General features: G+C 64.4%; 21 protein-coding genes. 6 read left to right on the top strand and 15 right to left on the bottom strand.

Features of this window, described 5'->3' with window-relative positions:
• Positions 1–59 precede the first annotated feature (59 nt).
• Positions 60–1,139 carry a zinc-binding dehydrogenase gene (locus ABIB95_RS32355; protein ID WP_354245448.1) on the top strand — a complete coding sequence of 360 codons (1,080 nt, stop codon included), beginning with the start codon at positions 60–62 and terminating at the stop codon, positions 1,137–1,139.
• A gap of 130 nt (positions 1,140–1,269) precedes the next feature.
• Here the strand turns inward: ABIB95_RS32355 and ABIB95_RS32350 are convergent, their stop codons facing one another.
• The 11 genes from ABIB95_RS32350 to ABIB95_RS32300 all read right to left on the bottom strand — a co-directional run bounded on the left by ABIB95_RS32350 (position 1,270) and on the right by ABIB95_RS32300 (position 12,488).
• Entirely contained in the window at positions 1,270–1,974 is a 705-nt protein-coding gene (locus ABIB95_RS32350) for an ABC transporter ATP-binding protein (RefSeq protein ID WP_028153958.1), read from the bottom strand.
• Positions 1,975–1,981: 7 nt separating this feature from the next.
• Positions 1,982–3,262: a lipoprotein-releasing ABC transporter permease subunit gene (locus tag ABIB95_RS32345; RefSeq protein WP_014494909.1), complete on the bottom strand. Its 1,281-nt coding sequence runs from the start codon at positions 3,260–3,262 to the stop codon at positions 1,982–1,984.
• 73 nt (positions 3,263–3,335) lie between these two features.
• A complete protein-coding gene (gene proS / locus ABIB95_RS32340) occupies positions 3,336–4,655 on the bottom strand; it encodes a proline--tRNA ligase (RefSeq protein WP_354245445.1) in 1,320 nt (439 codons plus the stop codon).
• A 151-nt stretch (positions 4,656–4,806) separates the two neighbouring features.
• Positions 4,807–6,369: a copper resistance CopC/CopD family protein gene (locus ABIB95_RS32335; protein ID WP_354245442.1), complete on the bottom strand. Its 1,563-nt coding sequence runs from the start codon at positions 6,367–6,369 to the stop codon at positions 4,807–4,809.
• Positions 6,369–6,887: a YcnI family copper-binding membrane protein gene (locus tag ABIB95_RS32330; RefSeq protein ID WP_208087111.1), complete on the bottom strand. Its 519-nt coding sequence runs from the start codon at positions 6,885–6,887 to the stop codon at positions 6,369–6,371. Before ABIB95_RS32330 ends, ABIB95_RS32335 begins: the two co-directional genes overlap by 1 nt.
• Positions 6,888–6,907: 20 nt before the next feature.
• A complete protein-coding gene (locus ABIB95_RS32325; RefSeq protein ID WP_071913414.1) occupies positions 6,908–7,342 on the bottom strand; it encodes a hypothetical protein in 435 nt (144 codons plus the stop codon).
• Positions 7,342–7,863, bottom strand: coding sequence for a copper chaperone PCu(A)C (locus tag ABIB95_RS32320; protein ID WP_063983006.1), 522 nt, complete (start codon positions 7,861–7,863; stop codon positions 7,342–7,344). The genes ABIB95_RS32325 and ABIB95_RS32320 overlap by 1 nt, the downstream gene beginning before the upstream one ends.
• Positions 7,864–7,891: 28 nt before the next feature.
• The gene (locus tag ABIB95_RS32315) at positions 7,892–8,389 is read right to left on the bottom strand and encodes a TlpA family protein disulfide reductase (protein ID WP_166341994.1); all 498 of its coding nucleotides are present in this window, start codon (positions 8,387–8,389) and stop codon (positions 7,892–7,894) included.
• Positions 8,386–9,597: a sialidase family protein gene (locus ABIB95_RS32310; RefSeq protein ID WP_354245437.1), complete on the bottom strand. Its 1,212-nt coding sequence runs from the start codon at positions 9,595–9,597 to the stop codon at positions 8,386–8,388. Before ABIB95_RS32310 ends, ABIB95_RS32315 begins: the two co-directional genes overlap by 4 nt.
• Positions 9,598–9,623: 26 nt before the next feature.
• Positions 9,624–12,029, bottom strand: a complete 2,406-nt coding sequence (locus ABIB95_RS32305) for a TonB-dependent receptor family protein (protein WP_354245434.1) — start codon at positions 12,027–12,029, stop codon at positions 9,624–9,626.
• Between the two features lie 84 nt (positions 12,030–12,113).
• The gene (locus ABIB95_RS32300) at positions 12,114–12,488 is read right to left on the bottom strand and encodes a DUF2946 domain-containing protein (RefSeq protein WP_175618088.1); all 375 of its coding nucleotides are present in this window, start codon (positions 12,486–12,488) and stop codon (positions 12,114–12,116) included.
• A gap of 498 nt (positions 12,489–12,986) precedes the next feature.
• On the opposite strand from ABIB95_RS32300, the gene ABIB95_RS32295 reads away from it, so the two are divergent.
• The 4 genes from ABIB95_RS32295 (at position 12,987) to ABIB95_RS32280 (ending at position 17,103) form a co-directional block, all read left to right on the top strand.
• On the top strand, positions 12,987–13,391 hold the full coding sequence (locus ABIB95_RS32295; protein WP_354245431.1) for a globin: 405 nt from the start codon (positions 12,987–12,989) through the stop codon (positions 13,389–13,391).
• Positions 13,392–13,530: 139 nt separating this feature from the next.
• A complete protein-coding gene (locus tag ABIB95_RS32290; protein ID WP_028155964.1) occupies positions 13,531–14,553 on the top strand; it encodes a sugar ABC transporter substrate-binding protein in 1,023 nt (340 codons plus the stop codon).
• 6 nt (positions 14,554–14,559) lie between these two features.
• On the top strand, positions 14,560–16,062 hold the full coding sequence (locus tag ABIB95_RS32285; protein ID WP_071913405.1) for a sugar ABC transporter ATP-binding protein: 1,503 nt from the start codon (positions 14,560–14,562) through the stop codon (positions 16,060–16,062).
• A 12-nt stretch (positions 16,063–16,074) separates the two neighbouring features.
• Complete coding sequence (locus tag ABIB95_RS32280; RefSeq protein WP_354245427.1) at positions 16,075–17,103, top strand: ABC transporter permease; 1,029 nt, start codon at positions 16,075–16,077, stop codon at positions 17,101–17,103.
• A 243-nt stretch (positions 17,104–17,346) separates the two neighbouring features.
• Here ABIB95_RS32280 and ABIB95_RS32275 read toward each other — a convergent pair whose 3' ends face one another.
• The 4 genes from ABIB95_RS32275 to ABIB95_RS32260 all read right to left on the bottom strand — a co-directional run bounded on the left by ABIB95_RS32275 (position 17,347) and on the right by ABIB95_RS32260 (position 20,590).
• The gene (locus ABIB95_RS32275) at positions 17,347–18,390 is read right to left on the bottom strand and encodes a medium chain dehydrogenase/reductase family protein (RefSeq protein ID WP_354245425.1); all 1,044 of its coding nucleotides are present in this window, start codon (positions 18,388–18,390) and stop codon (positions 17,347–17,349) included.
• A gap of 196 nt (positions 18,391–18,586) precedes the next feature.
• Entirely contained in the window at positions 18,587–19,291 is a 705-nt protein-coding gene (locus tag ABIB95_RS32270) for an L-2-amino-thiazoline-4-carboxylic acid hydrolase (protein ID WP_354245422.1), read from the bottom strand.
• Between the two features lie 41 nt (positions 19,292–19,332).
• Positions 19,333–19,719, bottom strand: a complete 387-nt coding sequence (locus tag ABIB95_RS32265; RefSeq protein ID WP_063982996.1) for a RidA family protein — start codon at positions 19,717–19,719, stop codon at positions 19,333–19,335.
• A gap of 1 nt (position 19,720) precedes the next feature.
• On the bottom strand, positions 19,721–20,590 hold the full coding sequence (locus ABIB95_RS32260; RefSeq protein WP_354245419.1) for a VOC family protein: 870 nt from the start codon (positions 20,588–20,590) through the stop codon (positions 19,721–19,723).
• Between the two features lie 130 nt (positions 20,591–20,720).
• Between ABIB95_RS32260 and ABIB95_RS32255 the strand changes: the two genes are divergently transcribed.
• The gene (locus ABIB95_RS32255) at positions 20,721–21,347 is read left to right on the top strand and encodes a LysR family transcriptional regulator (RefSeq protein ID WP_354245417.1); all 627 of its coding nucleotides are present in this window, start codon (positions 20,721–20,723) and stop codon (positions 21,345–21,347) included.
• Positions 21,348–21,356: the final 9 nt, after the last annotated feature.

Raw genomic sequence — 21,356 nt, 5'->3', positions numbered from 1 at the left:
CTTCCTGACCTTTCCAAGGCGGCGCATATGCCTTTTCACCCGACTTTGAGGTGAACATCATGAAAGCTGCCGTACTCAAATCCTTCGGATCGCCGCTGGTGATCGAGAATGTGCCGGAGCCGGTGCTCGGCACCGGCGAGGTCATCGTCGACGTCGTCGCCACGCGCGTCCTGTCCTACATGAACGAGGTTTTCAGCGGCGAACGAAACTACGCGCTCGACCTGCCGATCATCCCGGGTCCCGGCGGCATCGGCCGGGTGCGCGCGATCGGCCCGGACGCGACCAAGCTCGCCGTTGACGACTGGGTGTTCTGCGACCCGACGGTGCGTTCGCGCGATGACATCGTGGCGCCCGATATCGCCCTGCAAGGGCTCACGGCCGCCGGCCCCGGCGGTATGCGCCTGCAACGGCATTTTCGCCACGGCTCCTATGCCGAGCGGATGCGCGTGCCGACCGAGAATGTAAAGCGGCTTGGCGCGATCACGTCCGCGGAAGCCTCGCAATGGTGCGCGCTGGGGACGGCGCTGGTGCCCTATGGCGGCTTCCTCGCCGCCAACCTTCAGCCCGGCGAGACCGTGCTGGTGAGCGGCGCCACCGGCAATTTCGGCAGCGCGGCCGTCTCGGTCGCGCTCGCGATGGGCGCGGCCTGCGTGGTCGCGCCCGGTCGCAACGACAGGATTCTGGCCGACCTCGTCCGCCGCTTCGGCGATCGAGTGAAGCCGGTGAAACTCACCGGCAACGAGAGCGACGACTGCGAAAGCATGAAGCGCGCCGCACCGGGACCGATCGACTGCGTGTTCGACATCATGCCCCCCTCGGTCAGCACGACCGTCGTACGCGCGGCGATCATGACGGTGCGCGCTTACGGCCGCGTCGTGCTCATGGGCGGCGTCGGCATGGCGGGCGGCGCGGGCCTCGATCTGCCGTACCCCTGGATCATGCGCAACTGCATCAGCATCCACGGCGTCTGGATGTATCCGCCGGATGCAGCGAGCCGCCTGATCGCGCTGGTGCGCGCGGGATTATTGCGGCTCGACGAATACGCGACGACGGATTTCGACCTCGACCACGTCAACGAGGCGGTGGAACACGCCGCGGCCAATGCGGGACCGTTCAAATTGACGGTGATCAGGCCATAACGACCCCGCCGCTGCGGCGATGCGCCGTCGCAGCCGAAAGGCCCGACACGCCAAATGGTTGGAAGGCGTCACCCCGATCGTAGCCGGCCAAGGCCGGCTACTGTGCATGGGGTTGTTTTCGCAGTTCTTATTATTCGAGCTCGACGACCTGGCCGTTCGACAGCGACACGCGCCGGTCCATGCGGCCGGCCAGCTCCATGTTGTGGGTCGCGATCAGCATGGAGACCTTGGTCGCCTTGACCAGCTGCATCAGGGCCTGGAAGACGTGATCCGCCGTGTGCGGATCGAGGTTGCCGGTCGGCTCGTCCGCGAACAGCACGCGCGGCGCGTTGGCGACCGCGCGCGCAATCGCGACGCGCTGCTGCTCACCGCCCGACAGTTCCGCGGGCCGATGGGTGATGCGGTCGCCGAGGCCGAGATAGCCAAGGATCTCCTTGGCGCGCTTGACGCTCTCCGACTTCTTCAGGCCGCGGATCATCTGCGGCATCATCACGTTCTCGAGCGCCGAGAACTCCGGCAGCAGCCGGTGCGACTGGTAGACGAAGCCGATATCGGTGCGGCGGAGCTGGGTACGCTCGATGTCGGGGAGCTGCGAGGTCGGCGCGCCGTTGACGTAGACCTCGCCGGAATCGGGCGCTTCAAGCAGCCCCGCGATGTGCAGCAACGTCGATTTGCCCGAGCCCGACGGTGCGACCAGCGCGACCGATTGCCCGGCCCACAGCGCGAGCTTGGCGTTGTCGAGGATCGTCAGCGGCACCTCGCCCTGCAAGTACTGCCGCTTTATCTCATGGAGATAAATGACCGGTACATCTTCCGCCCCCTGCTGGCTCTCCATCAGCCCCTCACTCGTACCGCAGCGCTTCGACGGGATCGAGGCGCGCGGCGCGCCACGACGGGTACAGCGTCGCAAGGAACGACAGCGTCAGCGCCATGATGACGACCGCCGTGGTCTCGCCGACGTCGATCTCGGCGGGCAGTTTCGACAGGAAGTAGAGCTCCGGCGAGAACAGCTCGGTGCTGGTCAGCCAGGACAGGAATTGCCTGATGGACTCGATGTTGAGGCAGATCACGAGGCCTACGAAAAAGCCGACCAGCGTCCCGACCACGCCGATCGAGGCGCCCGTGATCAGGAAGACGCGCATGATCGAGCCTTGCGAAGCGCCCATCGTGCGCAGGATCGCGATGTCGCTGCCCTTGTCCTTCACCAGCATGATCAGGCCGGAGACGATGTTGAGCGCGGCGACCAGCACGATCATGGTCAGGATCAGGAACATCACGTTGCGCTCGACCTGGAGCGCGTTGAAGAAGGTCGAGTTGCGCTGCCGCCAGTCGACCAGGAACACCGGCCGGCCCGCGGCCTCCGTCACCGCCTTGCGGAAGGCGTCGATCTTGTCGGGGTTCGTGGTGAACACCTCGATCGAGGTGACGTCGTTGCTGCGGTTGAAATAGGCCTGAGCTTCGGCCAGCGGCATGAACACGAAGCCGAGATCGTATTCGGACATGCCGATCTCGAACACCGCCACGATCTTGTAGGGTTTTATGCGCGGCGTCGTGCCCATCGGGGTGACCGCGCCCTTCGGCGCCACCAGCGTCACGCTGTCGCCGGCATGCAATGACAGCTGGTCGGCGAGGCGCCGGCCGATCGCGACCCCCTGCCCGTCGTCAAAGCCCTCGAGCGAGCCCTGCTTGATGTTCTTGGCGATCGAGGTGAGGTTGTTGAGGTCATCGGAGCGGATGCCGCGCACCAGGACGCCCGAGGCGTTCCACGGCGAGGACGCCAGCGCCTGGCCGTCGACCACGGGCGCTGCGAGCCGGATGCCCTGGACCTGGCTGAGGCGGTCGGCGACGTCCTTCCAGTCGGTCAGCGGCGATTCCAGCGGCTGCACCAGGATATGGCCGTTGAGGCCCAAAATCTTGTCGAGCAGCTCTTTGCGGAAGCCGTTCATGACAGCCATGACGATGATCAGCGTCGCCACGCCGAGCATGATGCCGAGGAAGGAGAACCCGGCGATGACCGAGATGAATCCCTCCTTGCGGCGCGCGCGCAGATAGCGCGCCGACAGCATCCACTCGAATGGCGCAAAAGGCGCGGTTTGCTTGGTCTCGGTCATGGTCTCATCCATCGCTCGATAATCCCATGATTCGGGGTCAATTGTGGCCGGATTGGCGGCCGCGATATCGCGCGATGAACAATATTCAGCCGACCAGCCGGGCGACCGCGTCCGCAGGCGACATCGTCTCGCGGGAGCCGTCACTGCGCTTCTTGATCTCGACCTTGCCCTCGGCGAGGCCCTTCGGCCCGATCATGATCTGCCAGGGGATGCCGATCAGGTCGGCGGCGGCGAATTTGGCGCCGGCGCGCTGGTCGGTGTCGTCGTAGAGCACGTCGACGCCCTTGGCGGTGAGCTCGGCGTAGAGCTTCTCGCAGGCCGCATCGACCGCGGCATCGCCCTGCTTGAGGTTGAGAATCGACGCGCGGAACGGGGCCACCGCCTCCGGCCATTTGATGCCGGCATCGTCATGGCAGGCCTCGATGATGGCACCTAACAGGCGCGAGACGCCGACGCCGTAGGAGCCGCCATGGATCGGCACATCGACACCGTCGGGGCCCGCAACCAGTGCCTTCATCGCATCGGAATACTTCGTGCCGAAATAGAAGATCTGCCCGACCTCGATGCCGCGGGTGTTCACCCGCTTGTCCGCAGGCACTTCCTGCTCGAAGCGCGCCGCGTCGTGCACGTCTTCCGTCGCCGCATAGACCGAGGTCCATTGCTTGATGATCGGCGTCAGGTCGCTGTCATAGTCGACGTCCTCGCCCGGCACCGGCAGGTCCAGCACGTCGCGATTGATGAACACGCCGGATTCACCGGTCTCCGCAAGCACGATGAACTCGTGGCTGAGATCGCCGCCGATCGGGCCGGTCTCGGCGCGCATCGGGATCGCCTTCAGCCCCATTCGCGCGAAGGTGCGCAAATAGGCGACGAACATCTTGTTGTAGGCGACGCGCGCTGCGGCCTCGTTGAGGTCGAAGGAGTAAGCATCCTTCATCAGGAACTCGCGGCCGCGCATCACGCCGAAGCGCGGACGCTGCTCGTCGCGGAATTTCCATTGGATATGATAGAGATTCAGCGGCAGGTTCTTGTAGGACTTGACGTAGGCGCGGAAGATCTCGGTGATCATTTCCTCGTTGGTCGGCCCATACAGCAGCTCGCGCTTGTGGCGGTCGGCGATGCGCAGCATTTCCGGGCCATAGGCGTCGTAACGGCCGCTCTCGCGCCAGAGGTCGGCCAGCTGGAGCGTCGGCATCAAGAGTTCCAGTGCGCCGGAGCGGTCCTGCTCCTCGCGCACGATCTGCTCGATCTTCTTCAGCACGCGGAAGCCGAGCGGCAGCCAGGCATAGATGCCGGCCGCCTCCTGCCTGATCATGCCGGCTCGCAGCATCAGCCGATGCGAGACGATCTCGGCCTCTTTCGGATTTTCCTTGAGGATGGGCAGAAAGAATCGCGACAACCGCATGGCAATACTCTGAGAATCAGTGATCGCCTGCAGTGAAAGCGGATTGGGAGCGAAAACACAAGACCGGGAATGAGGAAAAGCCGCTAAGGCGGCGGAATTCCTGTCATTTTTCCGTTGCCTTCAGGTTCAGCATGAACCGCACCGGCGCGCTTTAAGGCAGCCCCAGATCGAGCTCGTCCTCCAGCGTGACCTTCTCGAAATCGGTCACCAGCGCGTCAATCCGCACATGCCAGCGGCCGGCGAAGGGAAGCTCGACCTTGCGCACGTGCCAGTAGCCGTCCGGCCCAAGCGATGCGCCCCGCTCCATCGGCTCGATGCCGCGCTCCGGCAGGCTCAGGGTCAGCGTCACCTCCTTCGCGATCAGCGGCGTGGCCTCGCCGGTCATGAGCTGGAGCACGAAATCGTCGACGCCGGGTTTCCCAGGAGACACCAGAACCTGGAACATCGCCTTGTCGCTGTGGATGTGGATCGCCAAAGGCGTCTCGGGAATGATCGTCCGCGGCGGCGGGGTGAAGCGCCAGCCGGCGACGACGGCAAGGATGGCGAGTGCGATCGCGCCTTCCAGCAGGATCGAGCGCTTGAGCGCGGGCGTCCCTTTCTCGTCGCGGGCCAGGGCCGGTGTCAGCCTGAACCGATTGAGCGCGGCAAGCCCCAGCAATCCCGTGACCAATGCAAGCTTGATCGAGAGGATGAGTCCGTAGCGGGTCTCGACCAGCGCGACCGGCTTTTCGAGCTGAACGATCGCGAGTGCGAGGCCGGTCAAGGCCAGCACGCCGACCGCCAGCGCAGCGATGCGGGAAAAGCGGTTCACGACGGGGAGCGTCGCAGTCGTCGGCTTCGACACCAGCGCGACCAGCGGCGCGAGAGCACCGATCCAGATGGTGACGCCGAGGCCGTGGAGAAAGATCGCCGGCCGGGTCAACGCCTCCGGCGGGGCCGTTGCAGCGTGCCCGGTCATGGCAAGCGACAGGCCGACGCCGACCAGCGCGATGATCGCAAGAGCGCGCGCGTACCATGCGCTGCGCAGCGCCATCAACGCGAACAGCATCGCAGCAATCGCAACTAGCAGCGCGGGGCCGGCACTGGTCGCGAACGCGACTTTCCAGGGGGCGGCCGTCGCGAGAGCCGCTGGCGGCAGCCCGAGAAGATCCAGGCCTAACACCCCGAGAGAGACAGCGGCGCTCGGAATGCCGATGGCGAGCGCTACGCGCGGCACGGTCATGCCCGTCGTCGACCACGCAACCCAGCGCGCAAAGAACACGCCTCCGACACCGACGAACAGCCCGAGATACAGACCGACCCGCGCAAGCCAGATCAGCACATTCAACCCGCGATCCGCATTGGCGGGAGGTTGCGTCCCCGTCGGCATGCCGATCGAGAAGATCACCGATCCCGCGACGGGATGGCCGTCCTGCGAGATCACGCGATAGCTGACGACCGCAGTGCCTTGCGGCAGGTCGGGCGGCATCGCGACAGAGATCGTTTCGCCCGACGCGCTGACGCGCGCATCGTCCCGCGCCCTGCCCGCGCCGTCGATCAATTGGATTGCGCCCGGCGTCACCGCCTCGTTGAATCGCAACTCCACCGCCTTCGGCGCGCTCGCAAGCATGCTGCCGCTCGCCGGCTCGACTGCGACGAGCGCCGCATGTGCGGACGCGCCGGTCGTGAAGCCGACAACGCAGAGGAGCGTCGCGAGCGCGGCGAGCAGGCGCATTAGGGTTTTGGCAGGAGCTTCACGCCCGGTGCCGGCGATTTGCCCTCATGCGAATGCCCTTCCCCGTCCGCCGGGATCTCGATCCAGCGGCTGACGCCAGTCTCGCACTCCTGGACGACAGGGAAATACAGCGTCGTGTTCGGCTTCAGGCTGTTGGTCAGGAAGCTGCTGATGACGAACTCGTCGTAATTGTGATCCGGCAGCTTGCCGCCGGACCAGGCCACCTCCCTGACGCCGGAGGCAAGCTTGTTGCCGTGATAGTCGTATTCATTGGCGTACTTGCCTTCGACGACATCGACGCTCCAGCCCGCCTTCGGCATCGGCTTCACCGCGATCACGCCTTCCGGAATCTGCACCCTGATCTTCACGGTAGGCGAACCCGCGCAGCCGTGCGGCACGGCGAAGACGGCCTTATAGTAGGAACCAACAGTCGCCTGCTTGGTCTCGAGCGTGATATGCGCCGATGCAGGCGACGCGGCCAGCGCGGCGATCAGGAACAGGCAGGATTTCTTCGACATGTTTGGCCCCTTCGACAACGTCATTTGATCAGGATCGGCGATTCCACGCTGACATGATCGGCCTCGGAGATCGAAATTCCGAGGCCTAGCATCCAGCGTCCGGGCGTCAATTGCGCGACCTTCACGTGCCAGCTGTCCTCGCCGTCGCGCGAAGCCTCGACCGGCGCGAGCTTCCGCCCGGACTGCGTGTCCACGAGCGTCACCGACACGGCTCTCGCCGCAAGCGGCGTCTCGTCCGTGGTTTCGAGCTGGATGGCGATCTCGACCGGGCCAGCGCGCCCCGGCGAGACCGTGACGTTGGCCATCGCCTTCTCGGTGTGCAGGTGCGTGAAGAAGCTGTCGTCGTCCGTCGCCGCCGCAAGCGGTGTCGCGGCAACCGACAGCAAGGCAGCCATCGCGAGCGCAAGGCCCGCGAAATTTCGAGGCGAGGTCATCGGAGACTTGATCTGTTTCATCACATCTTCATTCCCGAATGATCCGGCATTTTCTTCATCATGTGCCCGCCGTCGCCGGGCGCCTGCGCACCGACGCCCTGGACGTCAAGGGAGACGGCGACCTTGCCGGCCTTCTCGAACTCCAGCGTCACCGGTACCTTGTCACCCTGCTTGAACGGCCCCTTCAGCTCCTGGAGCATCAGATGATTGCCGCCGGGCGCGAGCTTCACCGTCTTGCCGGCATCGATCACGAGCCCCTTGTCGAGCGGACGCATCTTCATCACACCGTTGTCCATCGCCATCTCATGGACCTCGGTCTTCCCCGCGATGTCGGCGGAAACGCTGACCAGCCTGTCCGCCGTTGTCCCCTTGTTCTCGATGGTGAGATAGCCGCCGGCGACCTTGGCGCCGCCCGGCGTCGCCCGGCTCCAGGCCTGCGAGATGACGAGATCGCCGGCCTTGACGTCCTCGGCCGCCGCTGGTGCTGCACAGAGCGCGAGAGCGAACGCTGCGAGCAGCACATCTTTCAACATGGTCTTCATATCGGTATTCCCGTTTGCAGATTGAATTTCAGTGTGTGGCGAGCTGTTGGCCCGACCATTTTTCGAGATCGGCCATCTCGGCCGAGCCTTCGATCGTCGTGATTGTCCCGTCCCGGGAGATAAGCATGGTCCGGGGAATGTCGCCCTGCCAGGCGGGGTCGATCTCGAACCTCAAACGCTCGACAAAACCGTCGTTGAAGATGAAGTTCTCGGTCGACGACAGCCCCGCCTTGTCAAGCATCGACTGCGTTGCCGCCGGCAAGTTCGGCACGAGATCGGCGCTGATCGTGACCACGTCGATCCCGGGATGGTCCTTCGCAAACTGCCCGAGCAACGGCAGCTCGACCTTGCAGGGCCCGCAGGTCACGCCCCAGAAATGCACGAGCGTCGGGCGGCCCGCATGACCCCTAAGGACGCCTTGCCAGGTGCCGCGCTCGAACGGTTTCAGGGCCGGCGCTGCTCCCAGCGTAGCCGTTGACGCGATCAGGATACCCAGACCCAGAATGCCTGCAAATCGACGTCTCATGGCTGGTCCTCGATTGCTGTGAGCCGATAGCCGTCCGCTTTCGTCATCCATGACAGGTAGGTCTGCCGGCCATTGGAGACGAGCAAGGGATGATCGGATGTGTCGGTCGTGCTCGATATCGTCTTCGGCGGCGACCACGTCTCACCGTCGTCGCGGGAGATCGTCATCTGGACCGAGGTCTTCTCGCCGTCGAACTCCTTCCAGACCATCACCGTTCCCACAGCCCCTGCGAGCACGTAAGGGCGCGTCGGATTGCGGCCCGGCTGCCCCAGCGCCATGGGCGCAGAGAAGGTACGGCCTTCGTCGCGCGAGTGGGCGTAGAACAGTCCCTTCCGCGTCTTGCCGTTCGTGTACCAGGCGATGTGATAGGTCCCGTTCGGCGCAACCGTGAGGCTCGGTCCGTGATGCGGGCAGGCGTTGATCTGCCAGTCGTCATTGCTGACCCGATGGATTTCACCCGGCGTCGAGACGTCGGCGAATGTCATGACCGCGTGGTCGCGCACGCCGCCGTCAAAAATGTTTCTGAAGATCACCGCCGGCCGCCCGAGCGCCGCGAATGCCAGCCCCAACCGGCAGCATTCGCAGGTGTTGTCACGCGCAAGCTTCGCCTCCGCGTAGGTGGCGCCGCCATCGCGCGACGAGGCGAAGAACAGCCCTGCTCCCTCGTACTTCCGTCCCGCCTCCTTCGCGGGGACGCGATTGCGCTTGTCCAGCCACGCCGCGAAGACCGTTCCATCCTGATCGAGAGCCAGTGCCTCAAAGCGCTGGCTCTCATTGTTGGCGGTGATGGGCTTCAGTTCCGCAAAGCTCTTCCCGCCGTCGGCGGAGCGTGTGTAGAGCACCTGGCCGTTAAATGCCTCATCCCGGAAGATCGAGAATGCGAGCGCGACGCCGCCCTTGCGATCGACCACGATCTTCGGCCGGGCGTCCGGCCCCCAATCAAGGTTCAGCCGCTTCGTCGTGACCTGGGTGGGCGCCGAGAAGCTGCGCCCCGCATCCGGCGAGCTCGCAACCGAGACCTGCCCGCCCGCCATCCAGGCCAGCCACAGCGTTCCGTCCGGTCCGAATGCGGGCGTCACCTTGGTTGCACAGCGCAGCGTCGGCTCCTCGCACGCCGCTTCGGAGGCATGCTGACCGTGCATCTGCGCGAGCGCCGCCCCTTGCAGGAATGCAAGAGCGACTATCCCAAGCAAGCCACTTCGGACCATGGCCCTATTCCCTTCGAGAGCCCGGATCATCTGAATGCCACCTTCATACCCGCAACGAACAGGCGCGGCGAGCCCGCGTAGATCGATCCCGTCGTGTTTGCGAGCACGCTCGCAGGATTTTGAAGGCCCGCCGCCGTGACCGTATTGGCGATGTTGTTTGCCGACGCGACGTAGGTGCGGTCGAAAACATTCCTGACTTCGAGGAACAGGTTCAGGGATCTGAAAGTGTCGGACACCAGATCGGTCTTGTAGTGGACGTTCAAATTGACCAGATCGTAACCCGGCGCCTTCAACAGATTTGCATTGTCCATGTAGAAGGAGTCCTTCCACTGGACCTCAACGAAGCCACCGAGACCTGCCAGTGGCCCCGCAAACTCGTCGTAGCCAACGCGGGCTGTCAGCTCGTTGGGCGAAATGCCGGGGATCTTGTTGCCGGCCCGGTTGAAGCTGAACACCGCGCCATTGCTGATATTCTCGACATACTCCGTGTAGACCTCGTCGAGGTAGGTGTACGCCGCCATGAACCGCCAGCCCGGATAGAACTTCCAGTCGGCCGCAAGCTCGATGCCGCGATGCTCCGAGCGCGGCGCATTGAACGTGTAGCTCGTGTTAGGTGAATTGACAGGTGTTGCCTGCGATACAAGTTCGTCGCGAAAGAACTCGTAGAAGCCCGTCGCGCTGACCTTGAGCGTGTTGTTCGGTGTCCAGTCGAAACCGAGGTCGTAGCCCAGATTTTTCTGAGCCTGGAGCTGGGTATTGTTGCCCGACAGCCCACTCGGCAGGACAAACAGGTTCGAAACCTGCGGAGTGCCGTACCCCGTAGCAACCCGCCCCCTGAGCACCCACTCGTTGTTCACCGTATAAAGCAAGGCCAGTTCAGGCGCGGTGTTCTGGAATTGCCTGTCCGCGGTCGTCAGCGTCGTCGTGGTAATGCCAGTGGGGCCAGCGTACGCATACGCAGTGTTGATCCCCTTAAGAACGGTAGTTTCCCAGCCGATGCCCGCGACAGCCGTCAAGGATGTCGTCAGCTTGAGCTCTTCCCGCGCGCGAACGCCGTAATTGGTCGTCTGGCTATAAAGATTGCTCGACAGACTGCCGAGTGTGGCATTGCCCCCCGGCATGACGTTCCGCGTGTCGCTCGAGGCCGTCAGGGTGTTGTAGAAGGCACCGAAGAACGTGGTCGATTCCAGGCCGAGAATCTCGCCCCGCTTGGTGACGTCGCTCATGAAATTGTACGAGGGAAAATCTCCGATCGCGCTGGTCGTGCCGGTCGGCTGATTGATGTTCCTGTCGTCGAACACGAACTGGTTGCGCCAGGTCGTGGTGTTGTCGAAATCGTGCTCCCAGCGGCCGCCGACGATGGTGCGGCGGTCGTTGCGGCCAAGCCCGGCCTGCACGGCCGTCTCCTTGTCGGTTCCAGCGGTTGCATTGAAGCCGTTGTTGAACAGTGTGACCGTGCCGCATCCGGCGGCGGCCGAGACGCCGGTCGCACAGCCCTGCTGGAAAGGGTTTTGATAGTACTGGTTCAGCGACTGCCGGATCGGCAGCCTAGTGCTGAGGTCGTTGTTGATGATCTTGACCGTGAAACGATCGTCCGGCGTCGCCTTGAGCGTGCCGAGGAAGTTGACGGTCTGCGTATTGAACCAGCTATTGCCGATATAGCCGTCGCCTCGCGTGTCGCTTGCGAACAGCGAGCCCTCGAAGTTCCCGACCTTTTTGCCGGCCGCGAGATAATTGTTGAGATAGCCGTAGCTGCCGCCGTCGACGCCATATTCGACGCCGTCGATCGTGCCGCCCGGCCGTGTCCGGAAATTGAGCGCGCCGCCGGTCGCGTAATTGCCGTAGAGCGCCGACGAGGGGCCGCGGATTACGTCGATGGCGGCATAGGCGCGCGGATCGATCAGGTCACTGCGCGACAGGCCGTCCGGCTGCGTCACCGGAAAACCGTCGTCGAAGATCACGAGATTGCGGATGCCGAAGCCGTTGCGGGCGTTGGAGCCGCGGATCGAGATGCCGATATCGCGGGGTCCGTTGCCCTGCTTCACCGATATGCCGGGGCTCTCGCGCAGCACGTCGGCCACGGTAACCGCCGGCCGGTTGTCGAACTGGCTGCGATAGATGGTCGTCTCGGTCTGGCCGGTTGGCGCCTGATTGAGACCGGCTCGCGCAGCGCTGGCCGTCACGGCCCGGTTTGGGGCCGACGCGCCGACGCTCGCACTCGGCGTAACAGGCCTCGCTGCGCGGCCGGCCGAAGCGGATCGCGGCTGCGAAGGCCGGGTGACTGGTTTGGCACGGCCAGTCTGCGGCGCCTCAACGGTCACCGCCGGCAGCTCCGAGTTGGTGCTTTGGGCAAAGACTCCGCTCGACGACGCAAGCAGCGCGGCCTGGACCGCGACGACGCTCACGCCACGGCGGGCATGACAACGTAACATGGGGCATTCCTGACGCCGGCTTTCTCTCCGGCCATTCGACAGCATCGATCGCCAGCGGACGGACCGCGGCAATCACGAGGGTCGTCAGGAAAATTGAGGTGGTGCGCGCGCCTGGGCGCTTGTGCCCTTATGGATCGCGACGGCGGATACATCCGCCGCATGCCACACCACGCGCGCGGCGTGGCGGAAGGGAATGGCGAGTGCAACGTGCGGCGGCGAATCGAGCGATGCGCCTGCCTGCGCCAGGCAGCACAGCGCGCACGCGGCGCCATGTGCGGTCGGCGCGCCGGTCTGGTCGTCCAGACCGCCCTGCTCGCTGGCGCTGTGGCAGATGACGCCGGCAGACAACGGATCGGCCACGGCCTGGCCGGCCGCCAGACAGGCGGCAATCGGCGCCAGCACCTGCATCGCCAAAGCGAGCAGGACCAGGGGTAGGAATTTTTGTAGCCGTGCGCGCATCCGCCGAGCCATTCGTTCGCCTACGAACTAAACACCTCGCCGAGACCTGAGTCGAGGTCAGTTCCGCCGGCTTCTTGGCCCAGCGCAAATTTCTCGAAAACTGTGATCCCGCCGCCCCACGGGCTGGGACGTCCGGCATTTGAGGCAGTCCGGCAACCCGCCCCGTCCACAGATTTCTTATATTTGTCATATGCTTACGGGGCAAACAGCCCGATCATTTCGTCAGCTGCTCTAATTTTGAACAATCGTTGCCGAAAATGATGACAAGTGAGAAAAGTTGATCTAGCATCCCTCTTGCTCAGGCTGGCCGCGAGGTCGAAGTCTGGTGGTCCAAGTCTCGGGAGGAGCCCCTGGCGCGCAAAACGCAGCGTCGCCCCGTCAATCAAGAGCAAATCTTAGAATCGGGGATAATAGGGTCGACACAATTTTCGAGCGGGGCTAGGGCCCCGCTCTTTTTTTGCCCGCAAGGCTTCTTTTGCCCGCATGGCTTCGATGCCGATGAGCGTTCCCTCTAATCCAATCGAAAACAGCTTCGAACTCGCAGCCTCGCGTTGCGCGGATCTCACGCCACTCGTCTACCAACGGCTGTTCGAACAGCATCCCGAAACGCAGACCATGTTCCGCTCGCAGGGCAGCGAGCTGGTGATGGGATCAATGCTTGCGCTGACGATCGAGGCGATCCTCGACTTCGCCGGTGAGCGTCGGGGCCATTTCAGGCTGATCGCCTGCGAGGTCACCTCGCACGATGGCTACGGCACCCCGCGCGAGCTGTTCATCGCGTTCTTCGCCGTCATCAGGGATGCGCTGCGCGACCTCCTCGGCGACGAATGGTCGCCGGAAATCGCACGGGCCTGGGACCAGATGCTCGTCGAGATCGACGCCTTCGCCACTATTCCGGCCTGACGCTTTGCGCTGCACCAACACGAGCTGCGGCGATCTCGCGATCGATTGCAGATTGAGTGGCAGGAACTCTTGTGAGAGACTTTCGGACATCGGTCGCGCAATCAATGACGCGCCGACGAAAATTTTATGGGAGCGAGCGATGTCCGGGACGAAAGATTTCTCGACGACGAGGCGCGATCTTCTTCAGGCGGCGGCGACCGCCGGCGCCGCGACTGCCCTTCTCGGCAGCATGGGCATAAACCCCGCCCTTGCAGCCGAGGTCGGACGATCCGAGAAGCCGCTGAAGGCGGCCTTCTCCAATGCGGGCCTCCAGGCCACCTGGTGCGCCCAAGGCAAGCAGGCGGCGGAATTCTGGGGCAAGCTGTTCAATGTCGAGGTGACCTGGTTCGATGGCCAGCTCGATGCGGTGAAGCAGCGCGCGGCGATCGACAACATGGCCTCGCAAAAGTGGGACTTCGTCGCGATCCAGGCCTTCGGTATCGGCACCCTCACCCAGCCTGTGCAGAAGATGATCGATGCCGGCACGCCGGTGATCGACATGGACACGCTGATCGCGCCGCTCGATCAGATCAACGTCCATTCTTTCCTTGCCCCCGACAACGAGTTCATGGGCGCCTCGGTGACGCAGGCGCTGTGCAACGCCATGGGCGGCAAAGGCAAGATCATCATGACGCAGGGCGCGCTCGGCCATACCGGCGCGCAAGGCCGGGCGAAGGGCTTCAACACCGTCGTCAAGCAGTTCCCGAACATCGAGGTGCTCGACACCCAGCCTGCCGACTGGGACGTGTCGAAAACCGCGCGCCTCTGGGAAACCTACCTGACCAAATATCCGCAGATCGACGCGGCGTTCTTCCACAATGACGACATGGCGCTTGCCGCCGCCAACATCATGAAGGCGCGCAATCGCACCAACATCCTGATCGGCGGCGTCGATGCGATGCCACCGGCGATCCAGGCGGTGAGCGAGGGCCGCATGTTCGCGACCGTGCGCAATCCGTCCTGCCGCATCCATGGCGGCGCCATCATCGCGGGCGTTTCCGCCGTGGTCGGCGGTGAGAAGAGCGGACAGGGCATTCCCAAGAACGTCGTCACCGACGGCCCGGTCGTGACCAAGGCCAACGCCGCCGGGATGCAGTGGATGCAGGATCACTTCCTAATCTGAGCCTCCATGCCTGAGGTTCGTTCGCCCATCCTGGAACTGCAAGGCATCACGAAGAGCTTCGGCGGCGTCGAGGCGCTTCGTGGTGTCGACTTCGCGCTTTCACCCGGCGAGATCCACGGTCTCGTCGGCGAGAACGGCGCCGGCAAAAGCACGCTGATGAAGATCATCGCCGGCGTGCACAGCGAATTCTCCGGCCGCTTCCTGATCGACGGGAAGGAGACGCATTTCCGCTCGGCCCGCGATGCACACGCGGCCGGTATCGCCATGGTGCATCAGGAGCTCAGCGTCGCGCCCGATCTCACCGTCGCCGAGAACGTGTTCCTGGGCAACCAGCCGACCAACCGGTTCGGCCTCGTGCAATGGCGGCGCATGGCGCGTGAGGCCGGCGAGCAGCTCGCCCGCTTCGGCATCGACGTCGATCCGATGAGCCGCCTCGGCGACCTCCCGATCGGGCTGCAGCAGCTGATCGAGATCGCCCGGGTGCTGTTCTCCGGCGCCCGCATCGTCATCCTGGACGAGCCGACCTCCGCCCTCTCCCCGCCGGAGGTCGAACGGCTGTTCGCGACGCTGCGGCGGCTGCGCGAGGAAGGCACCGCGATCGTCTTCATCTCGCATTTCATCGAGGACATCCTGCTCGTGTCCGACACGGTGACCGTGTTCCGCAACGGGCGGAAGGTCGCCGAGACCGCGGCGGCTGCGACCAGCAAGGGCGCGCTGATCGAGGCCATGATCGGCCGCGGCGGCGAAGCGCTCGAGCACAGCTACACCGATGACCTCATGCTGCCACGGCCGAGCGACAGCTCCGTGGTTCTGAAGGTCGACCAATTGTCGCTGGCCCGCAGCCTGAAGGACATCTCCTTCGAGGCGCGCGCCGGCGAGGTGCTCGGCATCTACGGGTTCATGGGCTGCGGCCAGCAGGAGCTGTCGCGCATCCTGTTCGGCAAGCTGAAGCCGGACGGCGGCACGCTCGCGGTCGAGGGCAAGCCAAAAACCTTCGCCAGCACGGCGGCGGCGCGGCGCGCCGGCGTGGCGCTGGTGCCGGAGAGCCGGCGTGCCATGCTGTTTCACCAGGAGCCGGTCTACAAGAACATCTCGATCAGCATTCTCGACCGCATCTCGTCGCTGTTGCTCAAGCCGGCGCAGGAGCGCGACATCGCCAAGCGCCAGGTCGAGCAGTTGCAGATCAGGCCGCCGGTGGTCGGTCTCGACCTCGGCATGCTCTCCGGCGGCAACCAGCAGAAGGTCGCGCTGGCAAAATGGCTGACCTATCCGCCGAAGCTGCTGGTGCTGTGCGAGCCGACCCGCGGCATGGATGTCGGCGCCAAGAACGACGTCATCAACATCGTCCGCGATCTCCGCGCCAAGGGGCTTGCGGTCATCGTGCTGTCGACCGAGCCCGAAACGGTGCTGTCGCTGGCCGACCGCATCCTCGTGCTCAAGCGCGGCGCATTGGTGCGGGAATTCAAGAACGAGCCGGTCAGCAAGGACCGCCTGCTGGAAGCGGCGTGACGGAGAAGCACCATGGCGAGCAGTGAGACGGCTTTGGCGGCAGGTCAGCGGCCGCGCGGCGTTGCGCCCTTCCTGCGCTCGCAGATGCGCAACATCGCGCCGTTCCTCACCCTGATCTTCCTCTCCGCCTTCTTCGCCTTTGCCAGCCCCTCCTTCGCGACGTTGGACAATCTCGGCAACATCCTGACGCAGGTGTCGGTGACCGGCATCATCGCGGTCGGCCTCACCTTCGTGATCCTCTGCGCCGAGATCGACCTCTCGGTCGCCAGCATCGCCAACGTCACCGGCATCGCGGTCGCCTACTTCACGCTGCAGGAATCCTACGTCAACATCGCCAACATCCCCCTGCCCGGCGCGGTCGCGATCATCCTGTCGATCCTGCTCTGCGCGCTGCTCGGCCTCGTCAACGCCCTCGGCCTGACCGTGATCGGTATCCCCTCCTTCATCATGACGCTGGCCATGATGCAGATCGCGGCCGGCGTCTCGGCGCTGCTGGTGCGCGGCCAGATCGCCTACAAGGTGCCCGGCCTGATCACCACGCTCGGCTCGGGCTCGATCGGCGGGATCCCCTGGATCGTCATCGTCGCGGCCATCATGCTGCTCGGCGGCCATCTGGTGCTGACCTACACGCGCTTCGGCCGCTACGTCTACATGGTCGGCGGCAATCGCGAGGCGGCCGAATATTCCGGCCTCAACGTCAAGCTCATCCTCGGCGCTGTGATGGTGATCTCCGCGGTGTGCTCGGGGATCGGCGGCATGCTCGGCGTCGCCCACTTCGGCAGCGCGCAGCAGAACGAGTTCGACACCTATTTGCTCGACTCCATCGCCGCCGTCGTCGTCGGCGGTACCAGCCTGTTCGGCGGCCGCGGCGGCATCGGCAACACCATCGTCGGGCTCTTCGTTCTCGGCGTCCTCAATAACGGCCTCGACCACGTCAACATCGACAGCTTCCTGAAGATCCTGATCCGCGGCTTGATCCTGCTCGCGGCGCTGGTCATCAACGTCTACGCGCAGCGGCTGAGGGAAAAAGCAGCGGCGTAGGCAGCCCTCAAAACAAAAAACGCGAAAACAACCCCATGCACAGTACAAATCATTGAAGATTTTGGCGCGGAGTGGCTTGAGCCCGCGCTCCAGGGGCGTTTGACACGTCGCGCAAAACAGGAGCACGATGTCATCATGGCGACGGGCGCCGATGGGCCTCGGGCCCGGCCCCGAACTCCGTCATTGCGAGCGCAGCGAAGCAATCCAGGAATCTATCCGCGGATACATGTCTGGAGCGTCGTCTCAGGCGGCGCGCTGGTTGTGTCGCGACAAGAGATCCGGGCACAGCACGAGCTTGCCCTCGAGGCCACCAGCCTCGAGGCGACGGTGAGCATCGGCAACCTCGTCGAAGGAGATCCGCTCGGCGATGCGCGGCCGGATGGCACCAGTTGCCAAAAGCCCGAACAGCCGCTCCAAGTCCTCCTTGAACCAGGTGGGATGTCGCGCCCGCATGGCATTTACCGAGTAAAACCGGGCCCGCTTGCCGCCGGGCAACAATCTCCACAGGTAAAGGCGCGCGATCTCCATCACGATAGGGAGCATGCGACGCTGCGCTTGCACGCTCGCCGAGAAACCGATGGCACAGAGCAGGCCGCCTGGCTTGAGCGCCGCGTATGAGCGGCGATAGCCGTCTTCGCCAACGCCGTCGACGATGACGTCGAACCCGCCCGGCAGGACCCGCGTGAAGTCCCCATGCTTGTAGTCGATCGGCGTTGCCCCTAGCTCTCGGACGAGCGCCATGTGCTCGCCGCGCGCGGTGCCCCACAGCTCGATGCCGGCCAGTCTCCCGAGCACGAGCAGCGCCTGGCCGACCGCGCCGGCGGCGCCGTGCACGAGCACGCGCTGGCCTCGCTGGACCCGGGCCGCGCGGTGCAGAAGCTGGTACGCGGTCGTCCAGCTCAAGATCAACGTGGCCGCCTCCGCCGCGTCTACGCCCTCCGGCAGGCGGGCCACGTCGTTCGCCCGAAGCGTGCGGTAGTCAGCGTTTGACCCGACCACCGTCATGTCGGCCACGCGGTCGCCAATCTGAAAGTTATGCACGCCTTCACCGAGCTGATCGATTGCCCCGACCACGTCGTAGCCCATTACGAACGGCGGCCGGAGGCCCATCGTTTGCGGGTATAGATGGCGCCTGATCAACACCTCGGTGTAGTTGAGGCTCGACGCAAGTACACGGACCCGCAGCTCGCCCCGGCTGGCGGTCGGCAAGGGAGCGTCGACCACCTCCAGCCTCTCGGGATCACCGAAGAGGCTGACTTGAACAACTCGATTGCGCGGCTCCATCATCGGCGATCTCCTTGCAATGTCGTGATCCAGCGCAAGGACGGGCACTCTTTTGCAGCTATTTTGCATCGCCACGTCGGCAAGCATTGAGGATACGGCCGGCCTCGAGTTCTACCTTGATTTGGCTCAAAGTATGCGATGCGCAATTTGATCGCTACCGGGGCATAGCGGAGTTTCGCGAGCCGTCAGCGCGGCCGATTTATGGGTTCGCGGCCTCATCCGGCGGGAGCCGCGAGAAGCGGAAATTGCAGTGGCTCGCGCCGCCCGCCAATGTTTGTGTGCGCTCCAGGCGGATGCCGCGCGCTGCGTAGGCGACGAAATCGAGGCCGCAGATGTTCGGCAGGACGTCCTTGTCCCCATGACGCGCTGCGAGCTTGCAGAAGCCGCAGGCCTTGTAGTTGATGCCGAATTCGAAGCTGTCTTGCGGACCCGGCTCGACGAAATCGTAGACGAAGTCTTCCGAAAACTCTTCCTGATGAGCTTTTGTAAAGCTCCTTGCCGCCTGCTCGCGCAGCAAGGCCTGGTTCTCCGGCGACATGAATTGCCGCCCTGAGGCGAGACGCTCCGCTTCGGGCGCATTCAGCAATTGCGCCTTGTAGGTTTCTCGCTCGATCTCGCCAATCACAGGCACCGGCACGCCGTGTCGTCGCAGCACGCGGCTGATGGCCATGAAACCCGTCAGGTGCATGAAGAAATCGCTCATGCGGCTTGCCGCGCCGCCGACATAGGGCATCTGGGTGAGGACAATCTCGAATTCGTCCATCACCTCCCGCCTGATCCCGTCGATGTCGGTGAGATGCGTGCGCTCGCGCAGCATCGCTTCGGCAAGGTCGAGCCGATCGCGCATGGCGGTCTCCATGGCGCTCCGATGCGTCTCGTAGAAGGGATGGATGTTCTCAGCCATTGGACACCTGAGGGCTCATTGCAGGGTTGGCGAAGCCGGTTTCATTCCGCGGCGATCGCCTCGATCTCCAGCAGCCATTTGCTGTCGACGGTCTCGACGACCACGACCGTCAGCGCCGGCCGATGTTCGCCGAGCACCTTGCTGCGAATGGTGCGGTTGGTCACGACTTGAGTCCGGTCAGTCAGGAACGTGGTGACCTTGACCAGATGCTCGACGCCAAGCCCCGCGGCGGCGAGCACCTCGATCACGTTGCGCCAGGCCTGCTCGCATTGCGCCTCGAAACCTTCGGGCACGGTGCCGTCGGTTTTCTCGGGCACCTGGCCGCTGACGAACAACAGGCGGCGATGCTGCGTCAATTCAAGTCCCATGCTGTAACCGCCGGCGGGAGGATGGACCGTTGCGGGATTGTGGTTGACGATGTGAGCCATGTCAGTTTGCCTCCTGTTCGACGAATTCGAGCGCCAGACCATGCGCGGTGGCGGGTGGCACCAACAGCACGGCACCGGTCATCGCGAAGCCGACGCCGTTGTGTTTCAGTGTTCGCCCTGTCGCATCCAGATCAGCGACCGCCAGACGCGCCGCGCAAAAGCGCGGCGAAGCGCTGTTCGCGAGGCCCGGCAACCGACGCGCCAGCTCGGACGGGTCAAGCAAGGTGATATGATTGCCGCGCTCACCAATGGTCAGCCGCCCGGGCGCAAGCTCGGCCGTGCCTTCCGTGAGGCGCTCGAGAAAATCGCGATGCGCCGCCGGCTCCGCGGCCGACATCACCACCTCTACCACGCGGAGGGCGCCGTTGGGATGACGCTGATACTGCGCCTTCCAGAACAGTTCCGGCGGGTGACGCTGCTGGCAGGTGAAGAACGCGAGCCCGGGCATGGCGGGATCGGTGGCAAAGGCCAGCGAAAACGCGACGCGCGCCGTGCCTCCGCCCGGGAGCACCGCGTCACGGCCGAAATCGAACGGAGCATAATCGCCGATGCGGTCGGCCCCGAAACGCGCGGCATCGGCGTGGGCGTCGGTGCTGTGCAAGACCAGCATCGACATCCCCTCGGCGGTCTCAAGAAAATCGCGATTGTGGGCCGCGAAGCTGAAATGGCCCGGCGTGGCTGGCGGCACCAACGCATTGTCGGTGACGGCCAGCAACTCCAGAAAATTGTCGGCGAACTGCGCCAGGCGGTTGCTGGTTCCGAACGGATGCACGCCGGTCGGCGTGAGGTTGAAGCCAAGCCGCTGCCAATCCGGCGCAGCCTGTTCCAGATCGTGGACGCAAATGACGAGATGATCGATTCGGCGCGGCATGGGAGTTCTCCGGATTGCGGGCCGACCGTATCCGGCGACATCACTGCTTCGCAAAGCATTGTTGCCGCGGTTCAGCGCAAGAAAATCTATTGCAAGGCCAAGGCCCATCAGTGTCAAACTGCGAGCCGCGATGACCTACACCCTTCCCCCGCTCAACGCGCTCCGCGCTTTTGAGGCCGCCGCCCGGCATCTCAGCTTCAAGCTGGCCGCGCACGAGCTGCACGTGACACCTGCCGCCGTGGGACAGCAGGTGAAGGCGCTGGAGGCACGCCTCGGCGTGCAGCTGTTCGAGCGGCTGCATAAGCAGCTCATTCTCACCGCGGCCGGTCAAGCCTATCTGCCCGGGGTCTCCGAAGGTTTTCGCCACATTGCGGAGGCGACCTCGCAATTGAAGCCGGCGGGCGCGGTGCTGCTGCAGTTGGGGGTCCATGGCAGCTTCGACCTGCGCCGGCTCGAATTGGCGGAGTTTCGCAGCGCGCATGCGGAGATCGGTTTGCGGGTGCTCCAGCCCGCAGGCCTGCACGAATTGGTCGAGGGCAAGGTCGACCTGCTGATCGCCCGCGGTCTCGGCCGCCATCCGGGCTATCGCTGCGACCGGGTCAATGAGGGATCAGGCCTCGGTGATTGGCTGATCGCGCCTGAAGGCACCGCGGATTGCCCCGAGATCGTCAGCTTCCGCGACTGGCTGCGCGCCCTGCCAGCCGAGAACCCGCTCGCAAACCGCCGCCCGCGTCTGGTCGGCATCAGCGGAAGCTAAGGCGACCGT

This window comes from Bradyrhizobium sp. LA2.1, from assembly GCF_040547725.1.
In the GTDB taxonomy this organism is placed as follows: domain Bacteria; phylum Pseudomonadota; class Alphaproteobacteria; order Rhizobiales; family Xanthobacteraceae; genus Bradyrhizobium; species Bradyrhizobium barranii.
Note: the sequence above shows the minus strand (reverse complement) of the source record. Positions and strands in the feature narration are given on the sequence as shown.

What these genes read in the sequence shown, in the direction of transcription:
- ABIB95_RS32355 (WP_354245448.1), top strand. Translation starts at nt 60, where the DNA reads ATGAAAGCTGCCGTACTCAAATCCTTCGGATCGCCGCTGGTGATCGAG.
- ABIB95_RS32350 (WP_028153958.1), bottom strand. Translation starts at nt 1,974, where the DNA reads ATGGAGAGCCAGCAGGGGGCGGAAGATGTACCGGTCATTTATCTCCAT.
- ABIB95_RS32345 (WP_014494909.1), bottom strand. Translation starts at nt 3,262, where the DNA reads ATGGATGAGACCATGACCGAGACCAAGCAAACCGCGCCTTTTGCGCCA.
- proS (WP_354245445.1), bottom strand. Translation starts at nt 4,655, where the DNA reads ATGCGGTTGTCGCGATTCTTTCTGCCCATCCTCAAGGAAAATCCGAAA.
- ABIB95_RS32335 (WP_354245442.1), bottom strand. Translation starts at nt 6,369, where the DNA reads ATGCGCCTGCTCGCCGCGCTCGCGACGCTCCTCTGCGTTGTCGGCTTC.
- ABIB95_RS32330 (WP_208087111.1), bottom strand. Translation starts at nt 6,887, where the DNA reads ATGTCGAAGAAATCCTGCCTGTTCCTGATCGCCGCGCTGGCCGCGTCG.
- ABIB95_RS32325 (WP_071913414.1), bottom strand. Translation starts at nt 7,342, where the DNA reads ATGAAACAGATCAAGTCTCCGATGACCTCGCCTCGAAATTTCGCGGGC.
- ABIB95_RS32320 (WP_063983006.1), bottom strand. Translation starts at nt 7,863, where the DNA reads ATGAAGACCATGTTGAAAGATGTGCTGCTCGCAGCGTTCGCTCTCGCG.
- ABIB95_RS32315 (WP_166341994.1), bottom strand. Translation starts at nt 8,389, where the DNA reads ATGAGACGTCGATTTGCAGGCATTCTGGGTCTGGGTATCCTGATCGCG.
- ABIB95_RS32310 (WP_354245437.1), bottom strand. Translation starts at nt 9,597, where the DNA reads ATGGTCCGAAGTGGCTTGCTTGGGATAGTCGCTCTTGCATTCCTGCAA.
- ABIB95_RS32305 (WP_354245434.1), bottom strand. Translation starts at nt 12,029, where the DNA reads ATGTTACGTTGTCATGCCCGCCGTGGCGTGAGCGTCGTCGCGGTCCAG.
- ABIB95_RS32300 (WP_175618088.1), bottom strand. Translation starts at nt 12,488, where the DNA reads ATGCGCGCACGGCTACAAAAATTCCTACCCCTGGTCCTGCTCGCTTTG.
- ABIB95_RS32295 (WP_354245431.1), top strand. Translation starts at nt 12,987, where the DNA reads ATGAGCGTTCCCTCTAATCCAATCGAAAACAGCTTCGAACTCGCAGCC.
- ABIB95_RS32290 (WP_028155964.1), top strand. Translation starts at nt 13,531, where the DNA reads ATGTCCGGGACGAAAGATTTCTCGACGACGAGGCGCGATCTTCTTCAG.
- ABIB95_RS32285 (WP_071913405.1), top strand. Translation starts at nt 14,560, where the DNA reads ATGCCTGAGGTTCGTTCGCCCATCCTGGAACTGCAAGGCATCACGAAG.
- ABIB95_RS32280 (WP_354245427.1), top strand. Translation starts at nt 16,075, where the DNA reads ATGGCGAGCAGTGAGACGGCTTTGGCGGCAGGTCAGCGGCCGCGCGGC.
- ABIB95_RS32275 (WP_354245425.1), bottom strand. Translation starts at nt 18,390, where the DNA reads ATGATGGAGCCGCGCAATCGAGTTGTTCAAGTCAGCCTCTTCGGTGAT.
- ABIB95_RS32270 (WP_354245422.1), bottom strand. Translation starts at nt 19,291, where the DNA reads ATGGCTGAGAACATCCATCCCTTCTACGAGACGCATCGGAGCGCCATG.
- ABIB95_RS32265 (WP_063982996.1), bottom strand. Translation starts at nt 19,719, where the DNA reads ATGGCTCACATCGTCAACCACAATCCCGCAACGGTCCATCCTCCCGCC.
- ABIB95_RS32260 (WP_354245419.1), bottom strand. Translation starts at nt 20,590, where the DNA reads ATGCCGCGCCGAATCGATCATCTCGTCATTTGCGTCCACGATCTGGAA.
- ABIB95_RS32255 (WP_354245417.1), top strand. Translation starts at nt 20,721, where the DNA reads ATGACCTACACCCTTCCCCCGCTCAACGCGCTCCGCGCTTTTGAGGCC.